Annotated in this window: 19 protein-coding genes; 8 read left to right on the top strand and 11 right to left on the bottom strand. The window is 62.5% G+C overall.

Going from position 1 to position 19,800, the window contains the following annotated elements; all coding sequences use genetic code 11:
- Window positions 1–130: 130 nt before the first annotated feature.
- Window positions 131–958: a DUF72 domain-containing protein gene (locus QZ269_RS07510; RefSeq protein WP_291425924.1), complete on the top strand. Its 828-nt coding sequence runs from the start codon at window positions 131–133 to the stop codon at window positions 956–958.
- 253 nt (window positions 959–1,211) lie between these two features.
- Here the strand turns inward: QZ269_RS07510 and QZ269_RS07515 are convergent, their stop codons facing one another.
- The 3 genes from QZ269_RS07515 to QZ269_RS07525 form a co-directional block, all read right to left on the bottom strand.
- Window positions 1,212–1,922, bottom strand: a complete 711-nt coding sequence (locus QZ269_RS07515; protein ID WP_291425926.1) for an aspartate/glutamate racemase family protein — start codon at window positions 1,920–1,922, stop codon at window positions 1,212–1,214.
- 11 nt (window positions 1,923–1,933) lie between these two features.
- Window positions 1,934–2,305, bottom strand: coding sequence for a hypothetical protein (locus QZ269_RS07520; protein ID WP_291425928.1), 372 nt, complete (start codon window positions 2,303–2,305; stop codon window positions 1,934–1,936).
- Window positions 2,306–2,659: 354 nt separating this feature from the next.
- Window positions 2,660–3,832: an amidase gene (locus QZ269_RS07525; RefSeq protein WP_291425930.1), complete on the bottom strand. Its 1,173-nt coding sequence runs from the start codon at window positions 3,830–3,832 to the stop codon at window positions 2,660–2,662.
- 217 nt (window positions 3,833–4,049) lie between these two features.
- Between QZ269_RS07525 and QZ269_RS07530 the strand changes: the two genes are divergently transcribed.
- Entirely contained in the window at window positions 4,050–5,222 is a 1,173-nt protein-coding gene (locus tag QZ269_RS07530; RefSeq protein WP_291425933.1) for a DsbA family protein, read from the top strand.
- Window positions 5,222–6,778, top strand: coding sequence for an NFACT family protein (locus QZ269_RS07535; protein ID WP_291425934.1), 1,557 nt, complete (start codon window positions 5,222–5,224; stop codon window positions 6,776–6,778). The genes QZ269_RS07530 and QZ269_RS07535 overlap by 1 nt, the downstream gene beginning before the upstream one ends.
- A 188-nt stretch (window positions 6,779–6,966) precedes the next feature.
- On the opposite strand, the gene QZ269_RS07540 is transcribed toward QZ269_RS07535, so the two are convergent.
- Window positions 6,967–7,215, bottom strand: a complete 249-nt coding sequence (locus QZ269_RS07540) for a rhodanese-like domain-containing protein (protein ID WP_291425935.1) — start codon at window positions 7,213–7,215, stop codon at window positions 6,967–6,969.
- 155 nt (window positions 7,216–7,370) lie between these two features.
- Window positions 7,371–9,911 (bottom strand): POTRA domain-containing protein, encoded by a 2,541-nt coding sequence (locus QZ269_RS07545; RefSeq protein ID WP_291425936.1) that lies wholly within the window; start codon window positions 9,909–9,911, stop codon window positions 7,371–7,373.
- A 253-nt stretch (window positions 9,912–10,164) separates the two neighbouring features.
- Between QZ269_RS07545 and QZ269_RS07550 the strand changes: the two genes are divergently transcribed.
- Both QZ269_RS07550 and QZ269_RS07555 read left to right on the top strand, forming a co-directional pair.
- Window positions 10,165–10,632: an RrF2 family transcriptional regulator gene (locus QZ269_RS07550; protein WP_291425937.1), complete on the top strand. Its 468-nt coding sequence runs from the start codon at window positions 10,165–10,167 to the stop codon at window positions 10,630–10,632.
- 360 nt (window positions 10,633–10,992) lie between these two features.
- Complete coding sequence (locus QZ269_RS07555; protein WP_291425938.1) at window positions 10,993–11,286, top strand: hypothetical protein; 294 nt, start codon at window positions 10,993–10,995, stop codon at window positions 11,284–11,286.
- A 54-nt stretch (window positions 11,287–11,340) separates the two neighbouring features.
- On the opposite strand, the gene QZ269_RS07560 is transcribed toward QZ269_RS07555, so the two are convergent.
- Both QZ269_RS07560 and uvrB read right to left on the bottom strand, forming a co-directional pair.
- The gene (locus QZ269_RS07560; protein ID WP_291425939.1) at window positions 11,341–11,469 is read right to left on the bottom strand and encodes a hypothetical protein; all 129 of its coding nucleotides are present in this window, start codon (window positions 11,467–11,469) and stop codon (window positions 11,341–11,343) included.
- A 269-nt stretch (window positions 11,470–11,738) separates the two neighbouring features.
- Window positions 11,739–13,754, bottom strand: a complete 2,016-nt coding sequence (uvrB, locus tag QZ269_RS07565) for an excinuclease ABC subunit UvrB (protein ID WP_291425940.1) — start codon at window positions 13,752–13,754, stop codon at window positions 11,739–11,741.
- 200 nt (window positions 13,755–13,954) lie between these two features.
- Between uvrB and QZ269_RS07570 the strand changes: the two genes are divergently transcribed.
- Complete coding sequence (locus QZ269_RS07570) at window positions 13,955–14,815, top strand: hypothetical protein (RefSeq protein ID WP_291425941.1); 861 nt, start codon at window positions 13,955–13,957, stop codon at window positions 14,813–14,815.
- A 272-nt stretch (window positions 14,816–15,087) separates the two neighbouring features.
- Window positions 15,088–15,525 carry a hypothetical protein gene (locus QZ269_RS07575; protein ID WP_291425942.1) on the top strand — a complete coding sequence of 146 codons (438 nt, stop codon included), beginning with the start codon at window positions 15,088–15,090 and terminating at the stop codon, window positions 15,523–15,525.
- 156 nt (window positions 15,526–15,681) lie between these two features.
- Here the strand turns inward: QZ269_RS07575 and QZ269_RS07580 are convergent, their stop codons facing one another.
- Window positions 15,682–16,617, bottom strand: a complete 936-nt coding sequence (locus tag QZ269_RS07580) for a quinate 5-dehydrogenase (RefSeq protein WP_291425943.1) — start codon at window positions 16,615–16,617, stop codon at window positions 15,682–15,684.
- Between the two features lie 83 nt (window positions 16,618–16,700).
- Here QZ269_RS07580 and QZ269_RS07585 point away from each other — a divergent pair, with 83 nt between their 5' ends.
- Window positions 16,701–17,633, top strand: a complete 933-nt coding sequence (locus QZ269_RS07585; protein WP_291425944.1) for a hypothetical protein — start codon at window positions 16,701–16,703, stop codon at window positions 17,631–17,633.
- A gap of 279 nt (window positions 17,634–17,912) precedes the next feature.
- Here QZ269_RS07585 and QZ269_RS07590 read toward each other — a convergent pair whose 3' ends face one another.
- From QZ269_RS07590 to QZ269_RS13565, 3 genes are read right to left on the bottom strand one after another with little or no spacing between them, the layout of a single operon-like run.
- Window positions 17,913–18,953, bottom strand: a complete 1,041-nt coding sequence (locus QZ269_RS07590; RefSeq protein ID WP_291425945.1) for a hypothetical protein — start codon at window positions 18,951–18,953, stop codon at window positions 17,913–17,915.
- A 25-nt stretch (window positions 18,954–18,978) separates the two neighbouring features.
- On the bottom strand, window positions 18,979–19,197 hold the full coding sequence (locus QZ269_RS13560) for a hypothetical protein (RefSeq protein ID WP_367272243.1): 219 nt from the start codon (window positions 19,195–19,197) through the stop codon (window positions 18,979–18,981).
- Window positions 19,194–19,505 (bottom strand): gamma carbonic anhydrase family protein, encoded by a 312-nt coding sequence (locus QZ269_RS13565; protein ID WP_367272244.1) that lies wholly within the window; start codon window positions 19,503–19,505, stop codon window positions 19,194–19,196. The genes QZ269_RS13560 and QZ269_RS13565 overlap by 4 nt, the downstream gene beginning before the upstream one ends.
- Window positions 19,506–19,800 lie beyond the last annotated feature (295 nt).

The following is a 19,800-nucleotide window of genomic DNA, read 5'->3' on the forward strand; positions in this document are numbered from 1 at the left end:
GAAACGAAGCGCTTCAAAGCCGCGATGGACACCGCTTATCTGGAAAAACTAATCACCTGACTTTGCGGTTGCCCTGGATTAAATCTGGTTATTTCAGCTTCAATCGGCAGTTCGTATTAGGCTATAGACCATGCGCGTTTATATCGGCTGTGGCGGCTACAGCAATGACGACTGGACGGCTCCGGGTCTGATCTATGAGGGAGTCCGGAAAGACGATTATCTGGCGACCTATTCAGAGCACTTCGATGCCGTAGAACTGAACAGTTCCTTCTACGCCATTCCGGGCCTCAAGGCCTTCGAGGGTATGGCCCGCAAAAGTGGCGGCCACACGCGCTTTACGGTTAAACTGAACAGGGTCTTCACGCATGACCGTGCCCCCACTGACACCGACTTTGACCGTATGCTTCAAAGCCCCGAGCCGCTGCGCGACGTGGGCGTGATGGGACCTTATCTGGCGCAGTTTCCCTTTTCGTTTCACCGCACGCCGGAAAACCGTAGATACCTGGGCATGCTGACCGAACGCTTTGCCGGGCATGAACTGGCCGTCGAACTGCGCCACGCCAGTTGGGACAAGCCTGAGGTACGCGGGGGCATGAGCGAACTGGGGGTCATCTGGGTCAGCCCCGATTATCCGCCGCTGGGGGGGATGCCCGAGCCGCAGGTGCACGTAACCAGCGACGTGGGCTACCTGCGCCTGCACGGGCGCAATAAGGGCAGCTGGTGGGAAGGCCAGAGCGCCGCCGAGCGCCATGACTACCTGTACAACCGCGCCGAGATGGCCGAGTGGGCCGAGAAAATTGCTCTGGTCAACGATGACCTCAGCGAGCTGTACGTGTTTTTTCAGAACACGACAAAGGGACATGCCCTCAAGAACATTCCGGTACTGCGCGAGGCCCTCAATGCGCGTGGCGTGCCAGTCAAGACCCCAGAACCGGGGGATCAAGGGCGTCTGTTTTAGAACAGTTCTCCGAATGATGGGCACGTCGGAACAACACCGTCGCGCCGTGCATTCTACGTCCCGCTCTTTCTTGTTCAATTGTTCCACTCGGCAAAAGCTGGTCAAAAGAGCACCATCTTTTTGCAAAATGCTTTAATACGGATTCCGCTAAATTCCACCACAGTCGGAAAAGCGCCGCCTGCGGCTCCATACCGCGGAATCCGTATGCTGTTCCTACTCGCATCCGCTCAGATTGATTCGGTACAGTTCCGAATCAATCTGAATCCGTATAAGCGGTTGTATCTAGCAGCCAGTCAGTAGCTGCCAGGGCGTGCAGCCAGGTCGTATCGAACACCGGTACTGTGGTGTCTTTCGGGCCGACCAGCAAAGTGATTTCGGTGCAGCCGAGAATGACGCCCTGACCGCCACGCTCTACCAGTTTTGCCAGTACCCCCCGGTAAGTTTCGCGTGATTCGGGGCGAACGTCGTTGCGGCACAGCTCGTCGTAGATGATTCGGTGGACTTCCTGGCGGTCCTCATCGCCGGGCACCAGCACCTTGATGCCAAATTTGTCGCGCAGTCGCCCGGTATAGAACTCCTGTTCCATGGTAAAGGCGGTGGCGACCAGCCCGACCCGGTCTATTCCAGCGGCCCGGATCGCCTGCGCGGTGCCGTCCACAATGTGCAGCAGCGGGATATTCACGGCCTGCTCGATGTGCCCGGCAACCCTGTGCATGGTATTGGTCGCCAGCAAGATAGCCCCCGCGCCCGCCTGTTCAAGCCCGCGTGCTGCCCCCGCGAGGAGCTGCCCCGCCCCGTCCCAGTCGCCCGCCTGCTGCATGGCGGCAACTTCGGCAAAGTCCACCGAATGCAGCAGCAGCGGCGCGGAATGCAGCCCGCCCCGGCGCTCGGCATACAGGGTGTTTAGCAGCCGGTAATACTCCGCCGTGCTCGTCCAGCTCATGCCGCCCAGAAGGCCCAGCACCTTTTGCTCCCTCATTTCGGGGCTGTGGGTGCGCGGATTGCGGCAAAAATCAGTCCGAAAACGATGACCGTAATAAGGTAGGTCGTCAGTGAGCTGACCGGGTCGAAGCTGAGGCTCAGAGCGTCGCCCGAAAACCGGTACACCGCGTAGGGCACCGCCCAGCCGAGGCAATAGAGCGCGGCCCGCTGCATATAGTTTTTGGTCGCGGCGGCCTGTGGAAAGACCTGCATGGGAATAAGCATGGCCGGAAGCAGGAGCAGTTGCGACAGATAAAACCAGACGGGTAGATGGTCAAAGCCGTATTGCCAGCCCGAAAAGCCGATATTGACGGCTCCGATGAGCAGTCCCGTTAGCAGCGCGGTACGCAGAACAAGCGAATTCACGCCCTTTATCGTTGCACAGCGCGCCCAGCCGGGGATGCCAGGAACCTTCATGAAAGGCCGCGCCACCGGAAACGGGGCGTAGAAAGGACGCAAAAGCGGGCGTCATGCTCTACCGACTCCGCTCAATTCCGCCCGCAGTGGGGAAGCGGGCAGGCCCCATCCTGGGTGCCGTTTTGCCCAAGACAGCGGGCAGGCCCCTTCACGGGTGCCGCTCTGACCAGCGGGGCACCGACTGTACCGCCACAGCGCGAAATCGGCGGCTTCACGCTGGCGGGGCCGGACTGTGTAGCAGTCAGCAGTTCGGGCGCGGATTTCGGCGTGCTGGGGGCTGTTTAGCTCGGCTCACCTGTCAACTCAGCTCTCCTGCTCCAGCGAAAGCACGAGCCCCAGCAGGCGGTCGTCGGCCCCATGCGGCGCGACCAGTTGTACCCCGACATACGGCGTGCTGGTCGGGCAGGCCACGGTTGGTGCGCCCAGCAGACTGAATGGCGCGGTGATTCGCAGCACGGCGCGGCGCAGCAGCACGTCGCCCTCACCGATCTTCACCTCGTCTTGCCCGAGCAGCGGCGGGGGAGTGGGCACCGCCGGGGCCAGAATCAGGTCGTAGGCCATGAAAAGGCCGTCCAATAGGGCGCGGTAATCTTCCCGGCGGCGGAAGGCCGTGCCTATTTCTGCTCCGCTCAGGTTGGCCGCGTTACGCAGCGAGGCCAGCGTGAAGGGCATGAAACCGGGGTTATCTAGCTTAAGGGCCTCGCGGTGAATCTGGGCCGCTTCGCTCATAACGATGGGCGAGTAGGCGTCCATGACTTCGGGAAAAGGCACCCGTTCGACAGCCGCGCCGCGCTGCTTGAGGTCAGCGGCAAAGTCCAGGGTGGCCTGGCGCACCGTGTCGTCGGTCCAGCCGTCCGGCAGCCACAGGCCCACGCGCAGGCCGTCCCACAGCTGCGGCTTGATGCTGCGCCCGGTCAGCGCTTCTTGAAGCCGGATAATGGTCTTTATGTCGGGGGCCAGTGGGCCAGTGTGGTCGCAGGTCGGCGACAGTGGCAAGACGCCCTCGGTGCTCCAGTCGGGGTCGCCCTTGGTCGGTTTGAAGCCGACCACACCGCACCACGCCGCTGGAACCCGGATACTGCCGCCCGTGTCGGTGCCCAGCGCAAAGTCCACCTGCCCCAGCGCCACACTAACCGCTGCGCCGCTGCTGCTGCCCCCCGGCACATGGTCCGGTAGGGCCGGATGGGTGGTGCCGCCGTACCCGTTCATGCCGGTAATGCCCATGGCGATCTCGTGCAGGTGGGTTTTACCGGTGGCCGTGGCGCCCAGTTCCAGTAGGCGGCGCACCAGTACGCTGTCGCTGGGGCCGGGTACCGGGGCGCGGGTGCTGGCGCTCAGCGGCCAGCCGGGAACGCCGTACAGATCCTTGATACTGAAACTCAGCCCCGCGAGCGGTCCGTTGGCGCTGCCCCTAAGCGGTTCGGGGGCCACAAAAGCCCAGGCGCGTTGCGGGTCGTTGCCGATTGGGTTGTTCATGGCCTTTACTATGGCAGGCTCCGGCAGATAGGGGCCAGAGTTGTTATACGGTTCTAAACTTTACTCCGCTTATCCGTGAACAGCGCCTGAACGGGCTTCGCGGGGTCCAGAACCGTCTTTGTTCCATCCACTGCCCTGGTCAAAGCGGCTGCTTGGTGGCGCTGGGGAAAAGGCGGTGTGGGTAGGAATAGCCCGCCTAGACCGCTAGGATGGCCTGATGAAGCCTCTTGCGAACCTGTCCCGCCGCGCCCTCCGGGGCTTACGCCTCCTCGGAGCCTTTTGTGCTGTTGCCGGGAGTGCTAGCGCTCAGGTCGGGCAACTGGCCGCGCCCGTGCTGAACAATCCGGTCTTTAAGGCCGCCAAGCCCGGCCCAGGCGGCACGCTGGTGTTGCCGAGCGGCGCGAGTGTGCAGCTTAACCAGCGTGGTGGTTACCTGCTTAGCGCCGTGGTTATGCTGGTGAACGCTCAGAATGTCAAGCTGACGGTGGTCAGCAACTCGCCGACGGCCACGGTTACCCCGGCCACCGGCGCCTTGCAGGTTCTCGACACCAGGGCGGTAGCCACGGCGACGCAGCTGCTTGGGGTCATCAGCGGCTTTGGTGATGGGCTGGCCCAGCCCCTAACGCAGTTTCTCAGCCGTCCGGATGTGGTGCAGCGGCTGCCTGGCGGGGTCAAGGTGGTGGCCGACCCCTTTGTTATCGGTGCCCAGACCCAGGGCAAATTGCTGCGCCTGACCATCGCGCCCCAGCAGGTTCCTGCCGGGCAATTCCGGCCGGCGGCGCATGTGCAGCCTGCCCGGCAACCGGGAGCCGTTCCAGTGGCCCTGCGCGTATACAGCGACTTTCAGTGCCCTTATTGCGAACAGTTCGAGACCCAAGGCTACCCCGGAGTGCTTAAGCAGCTGCCAGCCGACGTGAGTGTCGAGTTCCATCAGTTTCCGCTCGAAAGCATTCACCCGCTGGCCCGCCCCGCTGCCGAGGCCAGCGAATGCGCCGCCCAGCAGGGCAAGTTCTGGCCTTTCAAGGAGCTGCTGTTTGCTGACCGCAGCTGGCTGTCGGGCAACCCCAATCAGGTGTTTATCTCGTTTGCCGACCGTCTGGGCCTCAGGCCCGAAGCGTTCAAGACCTGTCTGGCCGAGCGCGGCGGCAAGGCAGCGGTCGACGCGGGCGTGCAAGAAGCCCTGCAAGTCGGCGTCAACGCCACGCCGACGGTGTTTGTCAACGGCCTACATGTGGCTAACCCTTACGACGTGGCCTCGCTGTTAAAACTTATCCAGTTTGCCCGCGTTGCAGCTTCGGCGCCCGCTGCTCAGCTCAATCCACCCCTGCTGCCCGCGCCTAAAACCCCCGGCCCGGCAGGAACGGGAGCGCCCGCCCCCAAGAAACCCTGATGGAAGGCCTGATGCTTGCCCGGGTGCTGCGTGAACTCGGGCCACAGTTGCCCGCCCGGCATCTGGGCTGGGCCTTTCCTGACGAGACCACGGCGGCGCTGCTGCTTGAGGGAGTGGGTAACCTGGTGCTGTCTTACCGCCCGCCGCAGCCGGTGTTGTTTCTCAGCAAGGAGCGGCTGCGCGGCGACCCGCACAACCCGTTTCAGCGCTACTTGCACAACCGGGTGCGCGGCGACCTGACCGGGGCCGAGCAGCTTAAACTTGACCGCGTGGTGGCCCTGCATTTTGCGGGCGAAACGGGCTTCGTGGATCAGGCGCCTTCCCGCCTCATCTTTGAAGTGACCGGACGCAATGCCAACCTGCTGGTGCTGGACCCCGGTGAGGGCTTCGGGGGCCGCATTGCGCTGGCTGCCCGCGAGATTACCGGTAGCCGCAACCGCTTCCGCACGGTGCGCAGTGGGGGCACCTACGCGCCGCCGCCGCCGTACGACAAATTCGACCCCCGCGACATGACGGCGGCGCAGGCCGAGAGCCTGAGTACGCTGGCGCTGGTGCACTGGCGTGATCGCGTGGACGGGCTGGGGCCGCTGCTGGGCGCGGAACTGGCCCGCCGCGCCGACATTCCGGTGGCTGAAGCGCCCGGCGACCGCTGGCCCGCCGTGCTGGCTGCCTTGCAAAGCCTGGTGGCCGACCCCACGGTCAGCGAGGGCGTGCTATCGGGCGGAGCACGCGAGGCCGCTCGCACCGAAAAAGCGGTCTTGCTGCGTAAGCTGCTGCGTGAGCCGCTCGAAAAGCGCCTGACGCTGCTCAATAACCAGATCGGCGATGTGGACCGTGCTGTAGAGGGACTGGACCTGGCCGCGCAGGAGCGCAATGAGGCCGACTTGCTGATGGCCTATGCCCATGACGTTCCGGCAGGCGCGTCCCATGTCAGCCTGCCTGCCTTCGACGGCAGCGGCGACGTGCCGCTAGCCCTGGAGCCGCAGCTGAGCGCGGTGCAGAACGCCGAGAAACGGTATTCACGCGCCCGCCGCCGTGAGGAAGTTTACGAACGTCTGGCCGAGCGCGAGGACACCTTGCGGGCGGAACTGATCGCCGCGCAGGAGCGCGTGTCACAGCTCGACGCGGCCAGCCTGAGCGACCTCGAAACGCTGGCGGCGCAGCTCGAAACTGAAAAGCCCGAGCGCAGTCCTTACGGGGGCCGCTGGCGCAGTCCTTCAGGTCTGGAGATTTTGGTGGGCCGCAACAACAAGGAAAACGCCGTGCTGACCCACCGCATCGGCAAGAGCCTGGACTACTGGTTTCATGCCCAGGGCTACCCCGGCAGCCATGTGATCGTACGTACGGGCGGGCGCGACCTCGATCTGCCGGACATTCTGTACGCGGCCCGGATCGCGGCGGCCAACAGCAAGGCGCGGGGCAGCAGCAACGTCCCGGTGGACTACACCCGCATCAAGAACGTGTGGCGGCCCAAGGGTGCGCCCGCCGGACAGGTGCATTACAGCGCAGAGAAAACCGTGTTCGTAGAAGGCACTCAGCCAGAAGCTAGCCCTTAGAGCGTGGTGATCAAGGGTCGGTTTTGAAGAGGTGATACGGGCTGCCGATCAAGCCGAGCCGTTTTGGATTCAATCCGAGCGGAGGCGAGAAGGAAACATACGGGTTTCGCGCTGTGGCCCTACACGGGGGGGTAAACGCTTTCCCGGCACCATAACATCCAAATTGCCCGGTACTTTCTGGATAGGCTCTAACGGCGCTTGCCTTCCCAGTGCCGCGCGTCTAGCCCATCGGCCCGCAGGTAGTGCGCCGCCAGCGCCGAGCGGTTGCCCCGTTCGCAGACCACCAGCAGCGGCCCGTGCTGTGGTGTCATGCCGTGCTGGGCGTCCTCAATCTGCTCCAGGGTCAGCGCGATAACGTTCGGGTGCGCCAGAGGCTCAAGCTGCCGCAGGGCCTCGGCGCGCAGGTCGATGACGGTGACTTCGGCGGGAAGATCCATAGCGGGTAGTGTACGCGTGACCTGCAACACCATTGGCCCGGCTTAGACTTTGCAACCGGGCCAATTTTTCGAGTGTGCTTGTACGCTAAGGAGTTCCCGGCTACAGTTCCGCGCCTCCGGGGTAAACCACCCTACTGCGCTTCACCTTCTTAGCCCTACCAGAAGTTGCCCATGCGGAACATGAAGCGCCCCGTGTTCGAGGGGTTTTCCGGGCTGAAGCCGTAATCGAAGCGCAGGCTGGGTAGGCGTGCGCCGCCGATCCCGAGGTTGACCTGAAGGCCCGCCCCGACGCCGTAGTTGCCGCTGAAGTTACTGCGGCTATCCCACACGCCGCCGTAATCGGCCCAGACTACACCGTACAGCCCCTGAGCCACGCTGTTGTTCAGTCCGAAGTCGTGGCGCAGCTCGGCGCTGCTGGTCAGGTAGCTCGGGCCAAAGAGCTGTCCGTCGTTCAGGCCGCGCAGTTCACGCGAGGGGAGCGGGTTGCTGCCGCCGATGTAGTAGCCCGTGCCGCTGGGGGAGCTGCCGAAGCTGTTGCCATAGTTCAGGCGCACCGCGAAGGCGTTCTTGTAGCTGTCGCTTCCGTACTGACGGCTGATCTTGCCGCCAAATCCGTAGTACTTGTTCACCCCGACTTCGATATCGGTCCAGCCGAGCGAGTCGCCCGCGCTACGCCCGAAGTTGTACGCCAGCAGACCACTGGCCCGCGTGCCACGTCCGGGGAATTCAGGGTTGTCGGTGTTGTCGTAGGACAGCCCGCCCTCGATCCGCGCCGTGGTGTTCTCCTTGGAGAGCAGGGCCGTGGCAGCAGCGTCGGAAATGTTGCTGCCCTCGCCCGACTCGATAGGCTCTAGGAAGTAGGTCTTTTTGTTGATCGACATGCCCAGGCTGGCCCCCAGATTCGGGGTCAGGCTGCGGCCCAGATTGACACTGAACCCGGTGCTCCGCACGGTGTATTGCCGCCCGGTATCGAGCTTGTCGCCGTTCAGCAGCGCCGTATTGCCCCCGACCGAACTGCCTAGCCCCAGCGTCATGCTGGTGCGGCGTTTTCTGAAGTCGGCAAAATTGAGGTCGAGCCAGGGAATCGTGTAGTTGACGCTGCCGACCCAGTTTTGCCCGGCCTGGTTCTGCTGCGCCCCTAAGTTGACGGCAAAGTGGTGGCCCAGGCCGAAAGCGTTGGGATTCTCGTAACCCGCGCCGCCGCCCCAGCCTCCGGCCAGCGTGTCGTAAGTCAGGCCCAGGTTGACCGGAATACCGGTCTTGGCTTCCGAGAGTTGCAAGACGTAAGTGATGTTTTCCGGGTTTTGCGGGTCGTTGTTCTTGACGCTTTCACCCGTGATGTTCACGTAACCCAGGCGGCTGACGCGCCCGAGGGCGTCGCGCAGCTGGGTCAGGTTGAACAGCTGACCGGGCTCGGGCAGTTCGCGCAGAATAATGCGGTCCTTGGTGCGGTGGGTGCCCTGCCAGGCCAGTTCGTAGCTGACCAGTTTGACCTCGCGGATAGTAAAGGTCAGCACGCCCTCGTTGTAGGTCACCGCGTCGCGGGTGCTGATTTCGTACCCCGCCGTGCGGTAGGAGTCGCGCAGGGCCGCGAAGTCGTCCTGGGCCAGCTGGGGCGAGTAGACATCGCCGACTTTAGTCTTCAGCGCCTTTTGCAGCGTAGCGGTGGGCACTTTGGTATTGCCCGCGATCACGATGCTCTTGATCGGGCCACCAATCACGTCTGCCGAGCCGAAGTAGACCGTAATGCGGCCAGGGTCCTGCGGGTCGGGTTGCAGCGCGAAGCCCACCGGCTTGCCCGTTTCGTTGGCGAGGGTTCGCACGTCGGCCTGCAACTTGCCAAGCATCAGCGGCTGGCCTTCTTGGGTCTGTAGTGCCGATGTGACCGTGCCAAGCGCACTGGTGTCGGTGGCGGCCACCTTGCCCTCGGTCACCTTGATTTTCAGCACGCCCTTGTCAAGCGTCACGCCGCCGGGAGCAATTCCGGCCTGAAGGTATCCGGCGTCATTATAGGCCTTTTGCAGCGCGTCGGAAGCGGCGAACAGGCCAGTGCTGCTGAACTTCTTGGCAGTGTAAAGCGGCTTGAACAGGTCATTAGCCGTCGCTCGGGGCAACAGGGTTACGCCCTCGACCTGAACCTGGGTGATTGGAGCGGTTTCGTCTACAGCAAAGGTCACGCTGGCGCTGCCGTCAGGGGCAGTCTTGACCGTGGTCGTGACGACCGGGGTAAACGGAAAGCCCTGCTGCTGGTAGTTCTGAATCAGGGCGTCTTTGGCCTGCTTGATGCGCTCGGTGTTCAGCGTGGCTCCGGGGGCGATGTTAAGCAGGTCGGCAATCCGCGACTTGAAGGCGTCGGCGGGCAAAAAGGTCATGCCGGTGGCGTCCACACTCTTGATGATCGGGTTGGTCACCGCGTTAATCGCCAGCACGTTCTGGCCGTTCACGGTTCTGATTGCCGCCGCCGCCGACTTGAAATAACCTGTCGCCAGCACGTCCTGTTCGACCTGCCGCACATTGACAGTCGTGAGGTCGGCTCCGGGCTGCACGCTCAGCGCGGCCTTGACAAAGTTGGCAAGCAGATCGGTGGTGCCAGTCACCGTCACGTCCTGAATCGTGCTGGCGGTGGGCGCGGGGGTCTGCGCGAAGGCAGAAGCACTCAGGGCCAGGGTGGCGGCAAAGATCAAGGGGTGTCGCATTCTTCTCCTAGTGTGGCACAGTCTGAAAAGGGGAACTACCCTCTCACGGCTAAGGCTTATGGCTGGGGTTTAGGGGTGAGGGCCACGCTCTATGGCCTACTTTGTGCGGGGCGGCTTACGGCCTTCTGACGATTTATAGACGTTACCTTGGCTCAGCGGCGACTGAGAAGAATGAAGGGTGCAACAGCCTCCCGGCGGCTGAGTCCGGCGCGTGATGGGGTGCTGAAGGCCCCGCCAGAGTAAACTGAGGGCTATGCGGCTTTCCGCCACCGACGTGTACGCTTTTCAGGCGCTGGGTTTCCTGGGTCTTCAAGACCTGGGTCGCTGGGTGTCCAGCGAAGAAATCAGTGAGGCCACCGGCGTTCACCGGCCTTACCTGGTCCGAATTCTGGCTGCCCTGAGCGGCAAAGGCGTCGTCAAAAGTAAAAAGGGGATTGGCGGCGGTTACGCGCTAGCCCGCAAACCTGGGCTGATCTCGCTGTGCGAGGTGGTGCGGGCGGTAGACGGCCCGGTTGCGCCGCTGTCGTGCATCAGCCTGAACTGGCATGAACCCTGCGCCGAGGAAGGCCGCTGCCACGCGCGGGCCAGCGTGTACACCCGGATGCGCGACGCGATGCTAGGCGTGCTGGGTGAGTTCAGTGTGGAAGATCTGGTTACCGATGCCCGTCAGGGAGTCAGTTACGGCCACTGCCTGGGGCATCTGCTGAAGCCGAACGCATGACGTGCCGGTGCTGGTAGGCTTACAAAGTTAGACGGATTCCGACGTTATACGGATTCCCACCTTGCAAGGTGGGCAAGTTCGGGCCGAGCGGACTTGTAAGGCTGCGCCGCAGACCAGGCAGGAGAGAAACGGGTTCTGGGCGTGAGGTTGGTAGCCCGGCGCCTTTGCGGTTGCTCAACGAAATAGACGGCAGCCCACAGACTCCGCTTAATTTTGGCATACCTGTAACCAGCAGTTCCTTAAGGTGCGCCTGCGCTGAGGCGCTCGGGTCAGGTTTTCCGGCGCAGTCATGAAGAAAAGGCACAAGGGCCTTAAGAAAAATCAGGCGGAACACCAGCGCAAGTGCGGCAGACTGGCGTTATGAATATCAGCGACATTCAGACTGCTTTTGAAGGTGCCTACAAACAAGACCCCCGCGACGGCCTGAGCGTGACTCCGCAGGCTGGCACGGGCGACTTTACCGTGGTGGTGCGCCACAAGGACGCCGACGGCACCCTGCGCGGCTTCGATGTGGTGGCTCAGCCTACCGACGCCGAGGAGAAGACGGCTCAGCAGGTCGGTCAAGACGTGGCCGAGGTCGTCGAGCGCGAGCTGGGCTACGGCCAGCTTCCGGCGGCGGGCGAGGACGGTACCTTTAAGCGCATTGTGGTGTAAAACGGTGCTGGAAAGGCCCCGCTTAGGCGCTTGCCAGGGCGGGGTTTTGCCGCTCTACACTAGCCCAAGCCGCTTTTCTTCTTCGTAACCGCGCTCCAGCACCAATTCCTTCACCAGGGTGTGGTAGCGCGTTCCCTTTTTCTTGGCCAGCACGCGCAGGCGGCGCTCCAAGTCTACGCGCATAAGCTGACAGGTTTGGATTTGGGCAAGTGTTCGGAACGGAGACGGTGCGCCTAGTCACGGCGGTGCGCCCGTGGGCAGTCGTGGGCGCAGTGGGGCAGGCTGGGGGGTGGGCGGCTTCGGCGGGTAGTCGGCCTACAGTCCGGTATGGGCTACAACATTTTTGTGCAGGCTGCTCGGCCACTCTCTTACGGCACCTGGGGACAAGACATGAGTGGGCCACTGCTCACCCATATAAACGTCCAGAATAGACGTGCAGTACCCCTTTCTCCTCACCGTCGCCCCTTCCTCCTCACCTTCTGCCCTGGCACCGTCGCCTGCTTGAATTCCTTGCCCTGCAACTTGGCTTCAATGGCGCGAATCTGGTCGCGGAGGCTGGCGGCCCGCTCGAAATCCAGGTCTTCGCTGGCCTGCCACATATCCAGTTCCAGGTCGGTGAGTTGCGCGGTCAGGGCGTCGTGGTCGTTGCCCACTTCGGCCACGTCGCCGCCCTCGGTCACTTCCTCGCCGCGAATCACGTCGCGCACGCCCTTGATGACGGTGGTGGGGGTAATCCCGTGCTCTACGTTGTAAGCAGTCTGTTTTTCGCGGCGGCGGCGGGTTTCTTCCATTGCGAACTGCATGGCGGGCGTGATGGAGTCGCCGTACAGAATTACCTCACCGTTGACGTTGCGGGCGGCGCGGCCAATAGTCTGAATCAGCGCCCGCTCGCTTCGCAAAAAGCCCGGTTTGTCGGCGTCCAGAATGGCGACCAGCGAGACTTCGGGCAAATCTAGCCCCTCGCGCAGCAGGTTGATGCCCACCAGCACGTCGTAATGCCCCAGCCGCAGGTCGCGGATAATCACCTGACGCTCTACGCTGTCAATGTCGCTGTGCATGTACCGCGCCCGTACGCCCTTTTCCAGCAGGTACTCGGTCAGGTCTTCGGACATCCGCTTGGTAAGTGTGGTGACCAGCGTGCGCTCGCCCTTTTCGGTGCGCTGGCGGATGCGGCCCAGCAGGTCTTCAATCTGGCCGTTGATGGGCCGCACGGTAATCGGCGGGTCGACCAGTCCGGTGGGGCGGATAATCTGGTCGGCCACACTGTCGCTGTGCTCGCGCTCGTAGGGGCCGGGGGTGGCCGACACGAACACCACCTGCCCGGTCTTGGACATAAATTCATCGAAGTTCAGCGGGCGGTTGTCCATCGCGCTCGGCAGCCGGAAGCCGTAGTCCACCAATGTTTGCTTCCGCGCCCGGTCGCCGTTCGCCATTCCACCGATTTGCGGCACGGTGACGTGTGACTCGTCGATGAAGGTCACGAAGTCGTCGGGAAAGTAGTCCAGCATGGTGTAAGGCGTAGCCCCCACCGCCCGCCCGTCTATGTGGCGCGAGTAGTTTTCAATGCCCGAGCAGTAGCCCAGCACCTTCAGCATCTCCAGGTCATAGAGGGTGCGCTCCTTGATGCGCTGCGCCTCCAGCAGCTTGCCTACCGACTTAAAATATTCCAGCCTTTCGTCCAGCTCCTGCCCAATGGTCACGATAGCCCGCTCGATGTTGCCCGCGCTGCTTACGTAATGCTTGGCCGGATACACCACGGTGGCGTCCAGGTCGGCCAGGCGGTCGCCGGTCAGCGGATGGACCACGCTGATGCGCTCTACGTCGTCGCCCCACAGCTCTACCCGTAGCGGCTGCTCGTCGTAGGCGGGCCAGACAGTAATCGTTTCGCCCTTGACCGAAAAGCGCCCCGGCATCAGCTCTATGTCGTTGCGCTCGTACTGCATGTTAATCAGGCGGCCCAGCAGTTCGTCGCGGGGCATAGAGCCGCCCTTTTTGATAATCGCGTTGAGCGCGGTGTACTCGGCGGGGTCGCCCAGGCCGTAGATACACGACACGCTGGCGACCACAATCGTGTCGCGGCGGGTCAGCAGGCTGCGGGTGGTGGAGTGGCGCAGCCTCTCGATTTCCTGGTTCACAGCGGCGTCCTTCTCGATAAACAAATCCTTGCCGGGCACGTAGGCTTCGGGCTGGTAGTAGTCGTAGTAGCTGATAAAAAATTCCACGGCGGCGTCGGGAAAAAACTCGCGGAACTCGGAGGCCAGTTGCGCGGTCAGGATTTTGTTGGGGGCCATGATGAGGGCCGGTCGCCCGGTCTGCTCTATGACCTTGGCCACGGAGTAGGTTTTGCCGGTGCCAGTTGCCCCCAGCAGCGTCTGAAACCTCAGGCCGCTCTCAAGCCCCCCTACCAGAGACGCGATGGCGGTGGGCTGGTCGCCAGCGGGCGTGTATTCGGAGCGGACCTTGAGCATGTAAACCTCCACGTTGGGCGGGCAACGGCGAGTAAAACGAGTAGGAGTGAAGGGTTCAGACGGGGTTCTGGAGGGGAACCAGGTACACGTTCACCGGAAAAACGGAGTCTAACCGCATGGGCATATTTTACGCTATGGGCGTAAGGGCAACAGTGGAACCTCTCACCTCTGACTTTCAGTTCCGTTCCACAATGGCGGCTATGACCCCACCCACCGAACGTGACCTGCTGCTGGCCGCGCTGCGTTTTCAGGGCGATCTAGATTCGCCCGTGCTGCGGCCTGGGCAGGGGCTACAGGCCGCGCCCGCCCCCCTGCCGGAAGTTGCTGGCCTGCTGGGAAGCATCGAGACCTCGGCGGAGGGTGCTTGGTACGTGGGCAGCCTCTACTTTTTGCCTGTGCCTGTCGCCGAAAGTGACAATGTCATTCGTCAGGCTAATGCCGCTTTGCGGGCGCTGGGCTGGCGCGACGCCGAGATGACGCCCCACGCTTTCAGGCCGTCGGGGTTTCAGGCCAGTAACCGCCCCGATTTTCCTGAACACGAAGCGACTGCGCCCGACCCCTGCTGCATGGTTTTGCTGAACGACGCCGGAAAGGTTGCCGCCTGCTGGGATACCCGCCACGATGAGCAGGGTCGCGTTGACCTGTGCTTGAATCTGCAACCGCACGCCTACGGGCACTGGGCGCGCCAGCACATCAGTCCGCTGCCCACCCTGCCGCCGCTGAAGGCCCCAGATGGTTGGACGCTGGAAGTTATCGGCGGCGGCGGCAATGGCCATGCGCGGGCCAGTACCGCGTCGTCGCTGGCCCTGCTCCGCGGCGTGGGAACACAGAATGACCTGTACGCCCGCCTTGCCGAGCCGCTGGATAACCTGGGATGGACAGAGCAAAGTGTAGCGAGTAGTGAAGCTTTGACTATTAGCCGCTGGCTCACCCCGGAAGATGATGTGGCCCTGCTGACCCTGATGCGGCGTGAGCCGGGGCTATGGCAGGCTGGGCTGGAAGTCACCCGGCTGCATGGGGCCAGCGAAGACGGGAGTGGGGAAAGCTGGTTCAGCTTCTAGAGCATTTTGCAAAAAGATGGTGCTCTTTTGACCATCTTTTTGCCGAGTGGAACGAGTGAAAAAGAAAGAGCGAGACGTAGAATGCACGGCGCGGCGGTGTTGTTCCGACGTGCCCATCAGAAGAGATTCCTCTACATGAACGCATCTGGGCGCAAATCTGGCATCAGGGCGACATCTACCCCGCCACTTATGTCGCGGTGCCCGTGCTGTTCAAGGTAGTGGCGCGTTTTCCCGATTTGAATCACTCCCCCCTCTTATCGGAGCTGGTCAGGATGGAGAATTCCAGGCCACGCTTTGAGCCGCTGATCAAAACATACCTGCAAGAATCCGACTTAACCGAATATCAGGCGGCTTTGGAAGGGTTACTTCCTCATCTGCCCGCGCAACTGCGGTTGCAAGACGACAGCACCCAGCACGGTTTCTGGGACGTGGAAAATATTCTGGCGCTGATTGCCTTTGCGGCGGGTCGGCAGTGGGCAGGAATGCTACTCAGCCAGGGTGCTCTGGCGCTGACGCATGAGCAGGCGCAAATAACCCAGACGGCGTACAACCGGGAATGTCAGGACGCGGTGGTGCTGCCGGGTGTGATGCAGGCGGCGTTTTATCTGGGGCGAGACGACCTGCCGCAGTCGCTCTGGGCTGAGCACGCGGCTTATCAGGCCCATCTGGAAAGAATACGCCGGGAGCCGCCAGAGGATTTGGAGTTCTGAGCTTTCACCTACTTATACGCTTATACGGATTCCGATTGATTCGGTGCAGTTCTGAATCAATCCGAGCGGATGTGAGTAGGAACAGCATACGGGTTTCGCGGTATGGAGCCACAGACGGCGATTTTCCGACTGTGGCGGAATTTAGCTGAATCCGTATTACAGCTCGTTGATCTCTGGTTTGAAGCCCACCTGCCGGATGTAGTGCAGGTATTCCTGTTCGCTCAGCGCTTGTGTTTTGCCACTCAGGGCCACGAAAAACGCTTCGAGGACGTTGGTCGCAAAGTTGCGGCTGCCCATGCGCGGCGTGGTGGTGATCAGGCGGGCCACGCCACGGTCTTTCATCCATTGGCGGTCGGCTTCGGTGATGGTTTGGGTCAGGATTGTCTTGCCCAGCAGGTCTTCGGGGGCGTAGCGCTTGGCGTAGTGGGTGTCTCCGGCGATCACGTCGGCCCAGGCGTAGTAGCGCGTCCCTTTGCCCCCGACACTGCGCTCTTGTTTGTCGCCCGTGGGGTAAAACCAGTCCTGCGGCAACAGGGTCAGGGGCGGCAGCACCAGCCGCGCAACCTGGCGCAGGTTCTGAATGCTGCGGATCGGGCGGTCGATGTTCAACCCGAAGATCAGGTCGCCAAAAACAATGTCTGCGCCGTGTTCGGCTAGGGCCTCGGCCATACCGAAGCGGTCTACCGCCGAGACCATCAGCACGCGCTTGGTGCGCCAGCCCAGCACCGGGTCAAGCTGCGCCACCGCGTCGCGTTCCAGCGTGTTCTTCAGGCCGCTGCCGTCTAGTACGGGTGTGATCTTTGCGTTGGCGACCAGCTTCTTAACGTTGCGGAAGGTGTAGCGCCGCCCGTCGGCGTTGACATACAGATCGGCTCCGCCCAGCCCGAAAGCGTCAATCCTGCCGTCAAGCTGCTTGAACAGTTCAGCGGCTTTCTTGCTGTCGCCGTCGGTTCCGAGGCGTTCGAGCACAAAGGGCTGGCCCAGCACATTGATTTCCTCACGGGCATTGCGCTTGCTGTTGCCCAGGCTGACACTGACGACGTGCTTGAAGCCTGCGGGGGCGGGTTGCCATCCACTGAGAAGATCAGTCATGCGGCGCATTCTATGCTGCGCCGAAAGGCTCTATGCTGGAGGACGACTCCGGCGCTTTGACAGGGCCGTTTCGTGGGGGATGCTTGTCGGGAAAGGAACGCACAATAGAACAGAAAACTTCGCCCGAGCGTGTCAGCGAGCGCCTGGTGGCCGACCGCAAGATCAGGGCGGTGGCCCAGGCCGGAAGCTACGACACCGACAACGCCTGGGAAGGGAGCCGTCCGCTGTTTGTTACTTTCGAGCGCGGCTTACAGAGTCCGCAGATCGAGGTGCGGGCGGGCATAAGTACCGAGCGTTTCCCGTACGAAAAACTGGAACTGTGGCGTGACTGGGACACGGCCCGGCAAGAAGCGCCGCTGGCCTTGCTGGCGACCAGTCGCGTCGTCTACGATCCCACCGGATTTTACGGGCGCATTCAGCGCACCCTCTGGAACCTGAAGGCCTCGGAGCTGGCCGCCTACCGCAGTGACCTGATTTTTCAGGCCCAGGAAATGCTCAATCTGGCCGTCAAGGACCATACCGCCCCCGGACACGGCCCCCAGGAACAGCTGCTGGCGCTGGCCGACGCCCGCGACGTGGCCCTTAAGCTGCTGTATCCGGCGCTGCTGTCTTACCTGCACGCCTGGCCCGAGTTTGAAATCCGGCTGCCGCACGCGTGGCGGGCCGTGGCGGGGCTGCGTTTTCCCAAAGCCGTCTACCGGCTGGAAAATCTGTACGGCTTTGGCGGCGAGGCCGAGGCCCGGCGGGTGCTGCTGGCGACCCGTGGCCTGGGGCTGCTAGAACAAGAAAGGTTGGCCCGCGCCGCCTTTCAGGCCGGATACTACGACGGCACCGTGCGTTACCTGCGCGACGAAACAGCCCGTATTCACCGGGGCGACCTCGAACGCTGGGCCTTTATCAGCAGTGCGCGGCGCGACAAACTGGGCACGCTGCTGGGCGTCACCCGCTCTCCGCTGGGTCCGGCGGCCCTCGACATCGTCAGCGAACTGATCGAAGACGTGCGCGAAGGCCGCTGAGACTGGCCTCATCACTAGTTCGGACACTTTCAAAGTTCTGTCCCGTTTTAAGCTCCTCTCCACTTCCGGGGGAGGTTGGGAGGGGGGGAACGCAGCTTGCGTAATATGGCCTTCCGATGGAACGGGGCCGTTTTGAATTCAATGCGAGCAGAGGCGAGGAGGCGAAATACGGGTGTCGTTTTTCCGACGTGCCCATCGTTCGGAGAGCTGCTCTAAGTGGGCAGTATTACGCAGCAGCGCTGACCACCTGGTGGGTTCGTGCCCTCTTGCCTACTGGGTTTACCCGTCGCGGAGGTAGCCGCCTTTTATAAAGGTGTCCAGCAGCGGCTCGATCTCGTGCAGGGCCAGGTCTTCTCGCATGGCATATTCGGCGGGGCTGAGATTTTGCGACACCGCCCGCAGCAGTCCTAAGCCTGCGGGCCCGTGATTGTGCTTGAACTCCAGATGAATGTCGGTAATGGCATTCAGCGCGTCGCGTCCCCGCAAGGTCAAGCTGTAGGCATGGTGCGCCCAGCCCGCCAGACTGCGCGGCAAAATCAGGGTCTGGGGGCGCAGCGGGGCCGGAAACGCGCCTTCATAGGGCAAGGTGGCGGGCATCGTCGCCACGATTTCGCCCCGGTCGTAAAAGATAGCCCCGGTGGGGCGGGCGTGCAGTCCTGTGAAGTCCTCGGTCAGGTTGAACTTCCAGGCGCGGCTGCCCACGCCGCTTAGAACGTGGGCAAAGGTCGGTGAAAGCGGGTGGGCGCTAAGGGTCGCGCCTTCCTCATAGAAACTCAGCAGTTCGCCCAGGGCCAGTTCGCCTGTGGAGCTGGCGGCGGCGGCGGCCACCGTGCGGCCCTCATACAGCAGCACGTAGGCGTTTTGGTCGCCCAGGGTTGCCTGAAGGTAGCCGTGCCAGGTGCGTTCATGCAGGTACTTCAAAAAAGCGTGCAGATCGCAAAATTCCGTATTCAGGCCGTGGTATTGCGGGGCACTGCGGGGCAAAAAACGCGCCAGGAAAGGCTCGTTGCCGGGGTACATGGGCAGCAGTTGCGGCACGAAATCGATCAGTTCCTCGGCTTCGGGCGGGTGCCCTCCGGCTGGCCCAGCGATCACCGCGTTTCCGAAGATAGGCGAATCGAGCAGCCCGGCGGCGAGGTCTTTGGGCAACTGGTCGGCGGTCTGGCCCTGCGGGGTCTGGATATGCGGGACTTCAGCCTGTGCCCCCGGAGATTTCTCGAGCTGGCGTGAAGCCGCTTTGGGCAGCGCGGCTTTGTCGGGCGCGGGCGCTTTTGAGCCTTTACGACGCTCTGGATTGGGGGTACGGTCAGGATCAGTCACTCAGATTCTCCGGCGAAACGTGGGGTCATTCTGCCACACCCGGGTTCACCTCTGCTAACTCCTGGCTAAAGCGCCCGGCATTATGAACATACCGCTCCGCGTTACCGGCTGCTGCAACCGTCCTGACGACCCGCGCTGGAATGCCGACGGCCAGCATCCCCGGCGGCACCTCTGCGCCTTCGGGCAGCAGCGCCCCGGCTCCCAGCACCGCCCCGGCGCCCAGCCGCGACCCGTTGAGCATCACCGCGCCGCGCCCATGCCTACCAGGCTACCCGCCCCGCAGTGCGCCCCGTGAACGATGGCCCGGTGGCCCACAGTCACGTCGCTTTCCAGCACGCATGGAAATCCGGGGTCGGCGTGCAGCACCGCGCCGTCTTGCACGTTGCTGCGCTCACCGATCCTTATCATCTCGACATCGCCCCGCAGAACGCAGCCGAACCAGACACTAGCCTGCGCCCCTACAGTCACCTGTCCGATCACGTCGGCGCTGGGGGCGATAAAAGCGGACGGATCAATCTGGGGCTGGTGGGTAGACAGCTTGTAAATCGGCATGGAGCCTCCATACGGGTGGGCGAAATCGGGATGGGAAAGTGAGGCTAACTATATCCAGGCTAGGGAGGCGGCGGGTAGAGAGTATCCCGCATGGGGATTCAAACGGAATTAAGTACACTGCGTTTATCTTGTAGATAAACCGCGCGGAGCGCGTAGCACAAGAAAGTACGTTGGAGCGGGAATGGAGAGGTTCCGGTGCTTTCCCGGAATCTCGCAATGTTAGAGGCTGTCTGAGGCCCTAACCATGGGAAATGTTTTAGGCTTTAACGGTGGAACGCGCAGCTTACCCTAGCGA

Source organism: Deinococcus sp. (assembly GCF_018260405.1).
Classification (GTDB): domain Bacteria; phylum Deinococcota; class Deinococci; order Deinococcales; family Deinococcaceae; genus Deinococcus.

Bases quoted from the DNA above. Each gene is read 5' to 3' on its own strand.
- QZ269_RS07510 (WP_291425924.1), top strand. From the start codon at position 131: ATGCGCGTTTATATCGGCTGTGGCGGCTACAGCAATGACGACTGGACG.
- QZ269_RS07525 (WP_291425930.1), bottom strand. From the start codon at position 3,832: ATGAACAACCCAATCGGCAACGACCCGCAACGCGCCTGGGCTTTTGTG.
- QZ269_RS07530 (WP_291425933.1), top strand. From the start codon at position 4,050: ATGAAGCCTCTTGCGAACCTGTCCCGCCGCGCCCTCCGGGGCTTACGC.
- QZ269_RS07535 (WP_291425934.1), top strand. From the start codon at position 5,222: ATGGAAGGCCTGATGCTTGCCCGGGTGCTGCGTGAACTCGGGCCACAG.
- QZ269_RS07540 (WP_291425935.1), bottom strand. From the start codon at position 7,215: ATGGATCTTCCCGCCGAAGTCACCGTCATCGACCTGCGCGCCGAGGCC.
- QZ269_RS07545 (WP_291425936.1), bottom strand. From the start codon at position 9,911: ATGCGACACCCCTTGATCTTTGCCGCCACCCTGGCCCTGAGTGCTTCT.
- QZ269_RS07550 (WP_291425937.1), top strand. From the start codon at position 10,165: ATGCGGCTTTCCGCCACCGACGTGTACGCTTTTCAGGCGCTGGGTTTC.
- QZ269_RS07555 (WP_291425938.1), top strand. From the start codon at position 10,993: ATGAATATCAGCGACATTCAGACTGCTTTTGAAGGTGCCTACAAACAA.
- QZ269_RS07560 (WP_291425939.1), bottom strand. From the start codon at position 11,469: ATGCGCGTAGACTTGGAGCGCCGCCTGCGCGTGCTGGCCAAGAAAAAG.
- uvrB (WP_291425940.1), bottom strand. From the start codon at position 13,754: ATGCTCAAGGTCCGCTCCGAATACACGCCCGCTGGCGACCAGCCCACC.
- QZ269_RS07570 (WP_291425941.1), top strand. From the start codon at position 13,955: ATGACCCCACCCACCGAACGTGACCTGCTGCTGGCCGCGCTGCGTTTT.
- QZ269_RS07575 (WP_291425942.1), top strand. From the start codon at position 15,088: ATGGAGAATTCCAGGCCACGCTTTGAGCCGCTGATCAAAACATACCTG.
- QZ269_RS07580 (WP_291425943.1), bottom strand. From the start codon at position 16,617: ATGACTGATCTTCTCAGTGGATGGCAACCCGCCCCCGCAGGCTTCAAG.
- QZ269_RS13565 (WP_367272244.1), bottom strand. From the start codon at position 19,505: ATGCCGATTTACAAGCTGTCTACCCACCAGCCCCAGATTGATCCGTCC.